The 8,276-nt window shown below is 44.0% G+C and carries 9 protein-coding genes, 3 tRNA genes and 1 other annotated feature; of the genes, 7 read left to right on the top strand and 5 right to left on the bottom strand.

Features of this window, described 5'->3' with window-relative positions:
- Window positions 1-144: 144 nt before the first annotated feature.
- The 4 genes from FYJ57_RS04575 to FYJ57_RS04560 all read right to left on the bottom strand — a co-directional run bounded on the left by FYJ57_RS04575 (window position 145) and on the right by FYJ57_RS04560 (window position 1,928).
- Entirely contained in the window at window positions 145-1,485 is a 1,341-nt protein-coding gene (locus FYJ57_RS04575; RefSeq protein ID WP_154431688.1) for an MATE family efflux transporter, read from the bottom strand.
- Between the two features lie 165 nt (window positions 1,486-1,650).
- Window positions 1,651-1,724 (bottom strand) — tRNA-Met (locus FYJ57_RS04570).
- Window positions 1,725-1,751: 27 nt separating this feature from the next.
- Window positions 1,752-1,824, bottom strand: a tRNA-Val gene (locus tag FYJ57_RS04565).
- A gap of 30 nt (window positions 1,825-1,854) precedes the next feature.
- Window positions 1,855-1,928: transfer RNA gene (locus tag FYJ57_RS04560), tRNA-Met, on the bottom strand.
- A gap of 247 nt (window positions 1,929-2,175) precedes the next feature.
- Between FYJ57_RS04560 and FYJ57_RS04555 the strand changes: the two genes are divergently transcribed.
- On the top strand, window positions 2,176-3,027 hold the full coding sequence (locus FYJ57_RS04555; RefSeq protein WP_154431687.1) for a peptidoglycan-binding protein: 852 nt from the start codon (window positions 2,176-2,178) through the stop codon (window positions 3,025-3,027).
- 130 nt (window positions 3,028-3,157) lie between these two features.
- Window positions 3,158-3,640, top strand: coding sequence for a 2-C-methyl-D-erythritol 2,4-cyclodiphosphate synthase (ispF, locus tag FYJ57_RS04550; protein WP_154431696.1), 483 nt, complete (start codon window positions 3,158-3,160; stop codon window positions 3,638-3,640).
- Window positions 3,641-3,754: 114 nt separating this feature from the next.
- On the opposite strand, the gene FYJ57_RS04545 is transcribed toward ispF, so the two are convergent.
- On the bottom strand, window positions 3,755-3,940 hold the full coding sequence (locus FYJ57_RS04545) for a hypothetical protein (protein ID WP_205839909.1): 186 nt from the start codon (window positions 3,938-3,940) through the stop codon (window positions 3,755-3,757).
- A 192-nt stretch (window positions 3,941-4,132) separates the two neighbouring features.
- Window positions 4,133-4,357 (top strand) — a binding site (T-box leader).
- A 50-nt stretch (window positions 4,358-4,407) separates the two neighbouring features.
- Here FYJ57_RS04545 and epsC point away from each other — a divergent pair.
- From epsC to sigH, 5 genes are read left to right on the top strand one after another with little or no spacing between them, the layout of a single operon-like run.
- Window positions 4,408-5,082, top strand: a complete 675-nt coding sequence (gene epsC / locus FYJ57_RS04540) for a serine O-acetyltransferase EpsC (protein WP_022172611.1) — start codon at window positions 4,408-4,410, stop codon at window positions 5,080-5,082.
- 4 nt (window positions 5,083-5,086) lie between these two features.
- Window positions 5,087-6,493 carry a cysteine--tRNA ligase gene (gene cysS, locus FYJ57_RS04535; protein WP_154431686.1) on the top strand — a complete coding sequence of 469 codons (1,407 nt, stop codon included), beginning with the start codon at window positions 5,087-5,089 and terminating at the stop codon, window positions 6,491-6,493.
- On the top strand, window positions 6,478-6,909 hold the full coding sequence (locus tag FYJ57_RS04530; protein WP_106493417.1) for a Mini-ribonuclease 3: 432 nt from the start codon (window positions 6,478-6,480) through the stop codon (window positions 6,907-6,909). Before cysS ends, FYJ57_RS04530 begins: the two co-directional genes overlap by 16 nt.
- A complete protein-coding gene (gene rlmB, locus FYJ57_RS04525; protein WP_022172608.1) occupies window positions 6,899-7,627 on the top strand; it encodes a 23S rRNA (guanosine(2251)-2'-O)-methyltransferase RlmB in 729 nt (242 codons plus the stop codon). The genes FYJ57_RS04530 and rlmB overlap by 11 nt, the downstream gene beginning before the upstream one ends.
- Window positions 7,572-8,234: an RNA polymerase sporulation sigma factor SigH gene (gene sigH / locus FYJ57_RS04520; protein ID WP_154431685.1), complete on the top strand. Its 663-nt coding sequence runs from the start codon at window positions 7,572-7,574 to the stop codon at window positions 8,232-8,234. The genes rlmB and sigH overlap by 56 nt, the downstream gene beginning before the upstream one ends.
- Window positions 8,235-8,276: the final 42 nt, after the last annotated feature.

Genomic DNA, 8,276 nt, shown 5'->3' with positions numbered 1-8,276 from the left:
CACCTGGGAAAAACATATCTAATTTCAACGAATCATTCATTATCATATACCGCCTTTATTTGATACCAACATTTTATCACAGAAATAATTTCATTGGAAGCAAAAAACGGGCAATTGCGGAAGAACCGTTTTTTTAATCATCAATTACGCGTTTTCTTTCCTAAGATACGGCACATGCAAATAACAGTAAACCAGCTGCGCAGTCATGAAACACCAGATCAGTGGTTCACAGATGATGACGCCCCAGTAACCCATCACCGGTATGATAAACAGGGCGAAGATGATCTTTCCGGCACATTCGATAAAGCTGGAAATCAGTGGTTTTGTTTTTTCACCCAGTGCCTGCAAAGAATTTCTCATATTGAAGAGGATACCGAGCACCGCATAGAACGGAGCGGTAAACCGCAGGTACAGGGCCGAGTTATCCAGAATCACATCCTGTGTGGAGCCGAACAGTGTAACTAGATTTCGAGCGAAGGAAAAGAGAATGATTATCGCTGTAACACCCCAGCAGACGTCCATGATACAGGCAGTGCTTATACCCTTGCGGATCCGGTCTTTGTTTCCGGCACCACGGTTCTGGGAAACAAAGGTGGACATGGAAGCTCCGATGGTGCTGACCGGCATCAGACAGAAGGAATTTAACTTTCTTGCCGTTGCATGGCAGGCGATATACACTTCGCCAAGACCGTTGATCGCACTCTGTAAGATAACGGTTCCGGAGGAAACCACTGCGTTCATAAAGCCCATGGAAAGTCCCTGGGTGGTAAGCTCGCGATAAAGCTTTTTGCCAACCGCAAAATGCTGCTGTTCCGGAACCAGAATCGGTGTTTTCCGGATGATATAGATCAGACAGAGAATAACGGAAAATCCCTGCGCGATGACTGTGGCAACAGCAGCACCGCGGATACCCATCTGAAATCGTGTGATAAATAAAAGATCCAGCAAGATGTTGGTTAGGGAAGAAATAATCAGGAAAACCAGCGGCATAAAGCTGTTTCCGATTCCCCGTAAAAGTCCTGCCAGCAAATTGTAGGCAAACATGACACCGATAAAAGTCGTCAGGGTAGATACATAGGAATGTGATTCTGCCAGAAGATTTTCCGGTGTCTTCAAGGCACGCATCAGTGGATAAAGTCCCAGGGAAGAAGCGGTCATCAGGATGGCTGTCAGGATGAGAGCAATGATGATGGATCCGGCAACAGATTTTTTCAGCAGAGTTTTATCGCCCTGTCCAAAATAACGGGAGACAACGATGCTCAGTCCGTTTCCAACACCAAAGCAGAAGCCAAGCAACAGTTCGTAGATTGAGGAAGAAGCGCCGATAGCGGCAAGAGAACTGTCACCAAGGAAGTTACCGACAATCATAATATCGATCGTATTGTATAGCTGCTGAAAAATGTTGGAAAACAAAATAGGGAGCGCAAAAATCACCAGGGATTTTACAATGGGGTCTTTGGTCATATTAACCTGTAGATTAGACATGGCAGAAATTCCTTTCTCAAAAAAGATGAGCTTTGAAAAAACAGGTCGGTCATATAAGTGCATGCTCATAACGTATAAAAATTATATAGTGGGAGTTAAATGATTTACCGTATCAGTTTTGATATATATGTAAAAAAAAGAAACGCCAATAACGTTTCTTTAAAGTAGCGAGAGGGGGATTCGAACCCTCGACACCACGGGTATGAACCGTGTGCTCTAGCCAACTGAGCTATCTCGCCATATGAAATTGTCTTCCAAAGAAGAAGTGGAACCTACAGGGCTCGAACCTGTGACCCTCTGCTTGTAAGGCAGATGCTCTCCCAGCTGAGCTAAGATTCCAGGGTCAACACTGATATACAGTTGTTGAAGTAGCGAGAGGGGGATTCGAACCCTCGACACCACGGGTATGAACCGTGTGCTCTAGCCAACTGAGCTATCTCGCCATTTTTCGTGGTTGCCAACCGCAACCTGCTCTACGATTATATAAAACTGTTATGAAAAAGTCAAGCACTTTTTTGAAAAAAATTAAAAAATTTCGAAAAGAGGAAAAATAACAACGATTCGAAAGCGTATAAGGAATGAAAAAACAGTTTGAATAATGAAAGGTTTGCAGGTGAAAGTAAGGATGCACAAAAATCCGGTTGTTGCATAAAATAGCAGGAGAGAAATTTCCGGGAGAGAAATATCAATATGGGACGGGATCTGACCAAATGTCATCCACATTTACAGAAACTGGCGAAAGAACTGGTGACTGTCTGCGAAAAACAGGGATGTCCGATCGGAATCGGAGAGTGTTTTCGGACGGTACAGGAACAAAACCGACTGTATGACCAGGGAAGAACCAAGCCGGGTCCGGTGGTAACCAATGCACCGGGGAGTACCTATCGCTCCATGCATCAGTGGGGAGTGGCTTTTGATGTCTATCGAAAGGACGGAAAAGGAGCCTATAACGAGTCGGGAAATTATTTTCAGAGAGTCGGAGCTATCGGAAAATCGTTGGGTCTGGAATGGGGTGGAGACTGGAAATCCATTGTGGATAAACTACATTTTCAGCTGCCGGACTGGGGAAGTACCTCGGAAAGACTGCGAAAAGAGTATGGAAATATCTATGCTTTTCAGGCAACCTGGCCGGAATCGGATACATCGACAGGAAAAACCATATCTTCCGGAAAGGATAATCCGCATATAGAAGTGAAGGCACTGACAGCGGACAGTACACAGAGAGAATGGATCCTGGCACTGCAAATAGAACTGATCCGGCAGGGATATCAGCCGGGAGCCGTTGATGGGATTTTCGGTTCGCGGACACTGCTGGGCTGTCCAACGGTTCGGAAAGGTGCGAAAGGAGAACTCACGCGGTGGATCCAGAAAAGGCTGTCTCTCTATCTGAATGTGTGGAGCGAAGGAGGGCAGGCGGACGGAGTTTTCGGAGAAAAAACAGAACAGAATATCCGAAATTTTCAGAAAACCAAAGGACTGCCGGCAGATGGCATTGTAGGGAAAAAGACCTGGAGTGCCCTGTTGCAAAGCAGGGGAAAATAAGGTATCATGACAGACAGAGAATACAATTCGGATAAAGGATATATAAATAATAAGAAGAAAGTAAGTTGAGATGACGGGAATAACTGTAAAAGTACTGAACAGATACGGAAAAAGAAAGAGAGGAAAAAATATGGTACGGGTAGGAATGGGATATGATGTACATAAACTGACGGAAGGACGTGACCTGATCCTTGGCGGTGTGAAGATACCGTGGGAGCTGGGACTTCTTGGACACTCGGATGCGGATGTAGTTGTTCATGCGATCATGGATGCACTTCTTGGTGCAGCTGCACTCCGGGATATCGGAAGACATTTCCCGGATACAGATCCGCAGTATAAAGGAATCTCAAGCATCCTGTTATTGCAGAAAGTGGGAGCTTTATTAAAAGAAAAGGGCTATCAGATTGTAAATATTGATGCCACGATCATTGCACAGAAACCGAAGTTACTGCCTCACATCGATCAGATGATCAAAAATGTGGCAGATGCACTGGAACTTTCCGAAAACCAGGTCAATATCAAAGCAACCACAGAAGAGGGACTTGGATTTACCGGTACACTGCAGGGCATTTCATCCCAGGCGATCTGCTGCATACAAACGGCACAGGATTGACAAAAAAGCAGGAATCGTATAAAATAACACAGACAAAGAGGTCACAGGTACTGTGGCCTTTCTTTTTTTATACGGAAAGTTGCAAAGAACATTTCACTTATGAAAAAAAGAGGGCTATTGGTTAATTGTGCTGCTTTTTTGGATTCCAAGGACAATTCCGCTGTCTACAAAGACAAATTCCCAAAAATCGTGAGATTCCCCGTCATATACATAGTCTTTCATATATTCAAAATAGTGAATGGAATAGATCTTACGAATATGAAGATCTTCCCTCAGAGTAATACTTTCGTAATTTGGCATTCTTGTCACCTCAGAAGTTATGAATACTAACAATACTTGTAACTGTTCAATATCTTTATAATTACAAGACAAAACAATTTCCATTATTATAGCATAAATAAAACAAAAGACAAAAGAAATTAGAATCAAAATCCAGGCGGTAGGAGTTGACAAAACTACTTTTTTTTCATAAACTATAAGGCAGAAAGCATGAGAAAAGCGAAGAACGGAAAGAGTATCTGAAAGAGGAACCACAGAGAGGGACAGTCACTGGCTGGAAGCAGTCCCGGGGAATCGTCGGTGAAGTGCATCCGGGAGTTGATACGGTGAAAGAGAGTAGCCGGATCCGCAGGCAGGCGTTAAGGGCAGAAAGTGGAAGACGGATCCGGAAGATACGTCTTCAAAAAGAGTGGAACCACGGATGACTTCGTCTCTTATTGAGACAGTCATCCTTTTTCTGTTTACAGAAAATAAAATGGAGGGGAACAATGAGTTTTATCAGTCATATCAAAGAAGAATTCCAGGTGATTCAGGAACGAGACCCGGCAATCAAGACACCTTTGGAAGTGCTGTTATATCCGAGCTTTCGGGTGATGATCAAATACAGACGGGCACACAAATTATATCTGAAAGGTCATTACTTTCTGGCACGGTGGATCTCTCAGCGTGCAGCCAGAAAGACCGGGATTGAGATTCATCCGGGCGCTACGATTGGGAAAGGACTGTTCATTGACCATGGAAGCGGTGTGATCATTGGAGAAACTACGATCATTGGCGATAATGTAACCTTATATCAGGGTGTTACCCTGGGGGGAAACGGGAAAGAAACCGGCAAGCGTCATCCGACTCTGGAAGACAACGTTATGGTAAGCGCAGGAGCAAAAATCATCGGTTCTTTCACTGTCGGAGCCAACTCCAAGATCGGAGCCGGATCTGTTGTGATCGAGGAGGTGCCACCGAACTGTACCGTAGTAGGTATTCCGGGACGTGTGGTTCGTCAGAAAAATATGAAAGTACCGAGAACCAGTATGGATCACTGTCATCTGCCGGATCCGGTGCTGGATGATCTGAAAACGTTGCAGAAGGAATACACGGAAGTGACCAACCGACTGCTGGAAGTGGAAAAAGAACTTCGTTTTATCAAAAATAAAAAAGGAGAATAACAAGATGAAACTGTATAATACACTGACAAAGAAAAAAGAAGAATTCGTACCATTACAGGAAGGTAAAGTTACCATGTATGTCTGTGGACCTACGGTATATAACTTTATCCATATCGGTAACGCCCGTCCGATGATTGTTTTCGACACCGTGCGCCGTTATATGGAATATAAGGGATATGAAGTAAATTTCGTATCTAATTTTACTGATGTAGACGATAAAATCATCAAAAAATCCATCGAAGAAGGTGTAAGTGCAGAAGAAGTTTCAGAACGTTATATCAAAGAATGTAAAAAAGATATGGCGGATATGAATGTAAAACCGGCCACTACCCACCCGCAGGCAACGCAGGAGATCGATGGTATGATTGCCATGATCGAAACACTGATGGAAAAAGGATATGCGTATGATGTAAACGGAACGGTATACTTCCGTACCAGAAAGTTTGAAGAATATGGAAAATTATCTCACAAAAATCTGGATGATCTGAGATCCGGTAATCGTTCTCTTCTGGTGTCCGGCGAAGATCAGAAAGAAGATCCGATGGATTTCGTCCTGTGGAAACCGAAAAAAGAAGGAGAACCTTTCTGGGTATCTCCATGGGGTGAAGGACGTCCGGGATGGCACATCGAGTGTTCTGTGATGGCAAAAAAATATCTGGGTGAGGAAATCGATATTCATGCCGGTGGGGAGGATCTGATTTTCCCGCACCATGAAAATGAGATCGCGCAGAGTGAGTGCTGTAACGGAAAGACTTTTGCTCATTACTGGCTGCATAATGGTTTCCTGAATATTGATAACCGCAAAATGTCCAAATCCCTGGGCAACTTTTTTACCGTAAGAGAAATCGGTGAACAGTATGATCTCCAGGTGCTGCGATTCTTCATGTTAAGTGCACATTACAGAAGCCCGATCAACTTCAGCAGAGAGATCATGGAATCTTCTAAGAATGCTCTGGAACGTATTGTGACTGCAGTTTCCAATCTGACACATCTTGCACAGGAAGCAGCTGTGGATGTTCTGTCAGATGCAGAGGAAAAACTGCTTGCAGAGATTCCTGTGTACCGCAAAAAATTAGAAGATGCCATGGATGATGATCTGAATACCGCAGATGCAATCTCTGCAATCTTTGAACTGGTTAAATTTGCCAATACCAATGCAAATGATGCTTCTTCCGGAGCATTTGTCACAGCGCTGAAAAAGGAGATTGTTGCATTAAGTGATGTATTGGGTCTTCAGGTAGAAAAGAAAGAAGAAAATCTGGACGCTGAGATCGAAAAAATGATCGAAGAACGTCAGGCAGCAAGAAAAGCCAGAGACTTCAAACGTGCCGATGAGATCCGTGATGAACTGCTGGCACAGGGAATTATTCTGGAAGATACCAGAGAGGGCGTAAAATGGAAACGAGCATAACATATCTGAAAGAACAGTTTCAGCTGAAGGATCCGGATATCCGTTCTTACTCTCCGCTGGCACTTGCCTATATCGGAGACGGGATCTATGAGTTATATATCCGCACCATCCTGATCAAACAGGGCAACTGCCAGGTGAATAAGCTGCATAAACAGGCAAGCCGGTTGGTAAAAGCTCAGGCACAGTCGGAGATGGTGCAGGTGCTGGAGCCACATTTTACCCAGGAAGAAGAAGCAGTCTACAAGAGAGGTCGAAATGCAAAGTCCTACACTACAGCGAAGAATGCCACTACAGGGGATTATCGCCGTGCGACGGGATTTGAGGCGGTTATGGGGTATCTGTATCTGACGGATCAGTACTGCAGAATGATTGATCTGATCAAAATGGGATTGGAGGCACTGAAAGATGGAAAATAAAATCGAAGGAAGAAACGCGGTTTTAGAAGCATTACGTGCGGGAAAACCGATTGACAAATTATATGTTCTGGATGGATGTCCGGACGGACCGGTGAGAACCATTATCCGGGAAGCAAAAAAAGGTGATACGATCATCAATTATGTAAAAAAAGAACGCCTGGATCAGTTATCTGAAACGGGTCATCACCAGGGTGTTATTGCAATGGCGGCTTCGTATGAGTATGCTACAGTGGAAGATATTCTGGAAAAAGCCAGGGAAAAAGGGGAAGCTCCTTTTATTTTCGTACTGGATAATATCGAAGATCCGCATAATCTGGGAGCTATGATCCGAACAGCGAATCTGGCAGGTGCACACGGTGTGATCATTCCAAAACGAAGAGCAGTGGGGCTTACCCCGACTGTTGCCCGTACTTCAGCAGGGGCAATCAATTATACACCGGTTGCAAAAGTAACCAATTTAAAACAGACCATGGAACAACTGAAAAAAGAAGGCATGTGGTTCGTATGTGCAGATATGGACGGTACGCCGTATTATCAGATGGATCTGAAAGGACCGATGGGTCTGGTAATCGGAAACGAAGGAGAAGGAGTCAGCAGATTAATCAAAGAAACCTGTGATTTTGTAGCCTCGATTCCGATGAAAGGAGATATTGATTCCCTGAATGCTTCTGTGGCAGCAGGGGTTCTGGCTTTTGAAATCGCCCGTCAGCGTGGATAACAGTGAGGAAAACAGGATGAAGGAATATACAGAGTACACAGACGAGGAACTGTTGGAACTGCTTCGGCAGGGGGATACAGAGGTTATGGATTATCTGCTGGAAAAATACAAGTTTATTGTACGCCAGAAAGCCCGTGTTCTCTATCTTGCAGGAGGAGAAGCGGATGATCTGATTCAGGAAGGAATGATCGGACTCTTCAAAGCGATCCGGGATTATCGCGGGGATAAAGAGGCTTCTTTTTATACGTTTGCCCAACTGTGTGTGGACCGGCAGATGTATAATGCCATCCAGTCATCCACCAGGCAGAAACATCAGCCACTGAATTCTTATATTTCTATGAATGGAGAAGAATGGGAAACACAGCTGGGCAGTAAAACAGAACAGAGTCCTGAGACAATCATTATTGCACAGGAAAATGCCGTGCAGATGGAAGAAAAAATCAGAAAACAGCTAAGTACTTTTGAAAATGAAGTCCTGACACTTTATCTGGATGGAAATAATTATCAGCAGATTGGTGAAAAAATGAACAAATCATCCAAGTCCATTGACAATGCTCTGCAACGAATCAAGGGTAAAGTCCGGGAGAGTCTTGGCAGGAAAAAATAAAATATTTAAAAAAATCTGAAAAATACGAAAATTATGCTTGAC

Origin of the sequence: Oliverpabstia intestinalis (assembly GCF_009696065.1) — a bacterium.
In the GTDB taxonomy this organism is placed as follows: Bacteria; Bacillota; Clostridia; order Lachnospirales; family Lachnospiraceae; genus Oliverpabstia; species Oliverpabstia intestinalis.
This window is presented reverse-complemented; position numbering and strand designations above follow the sequence as displayed.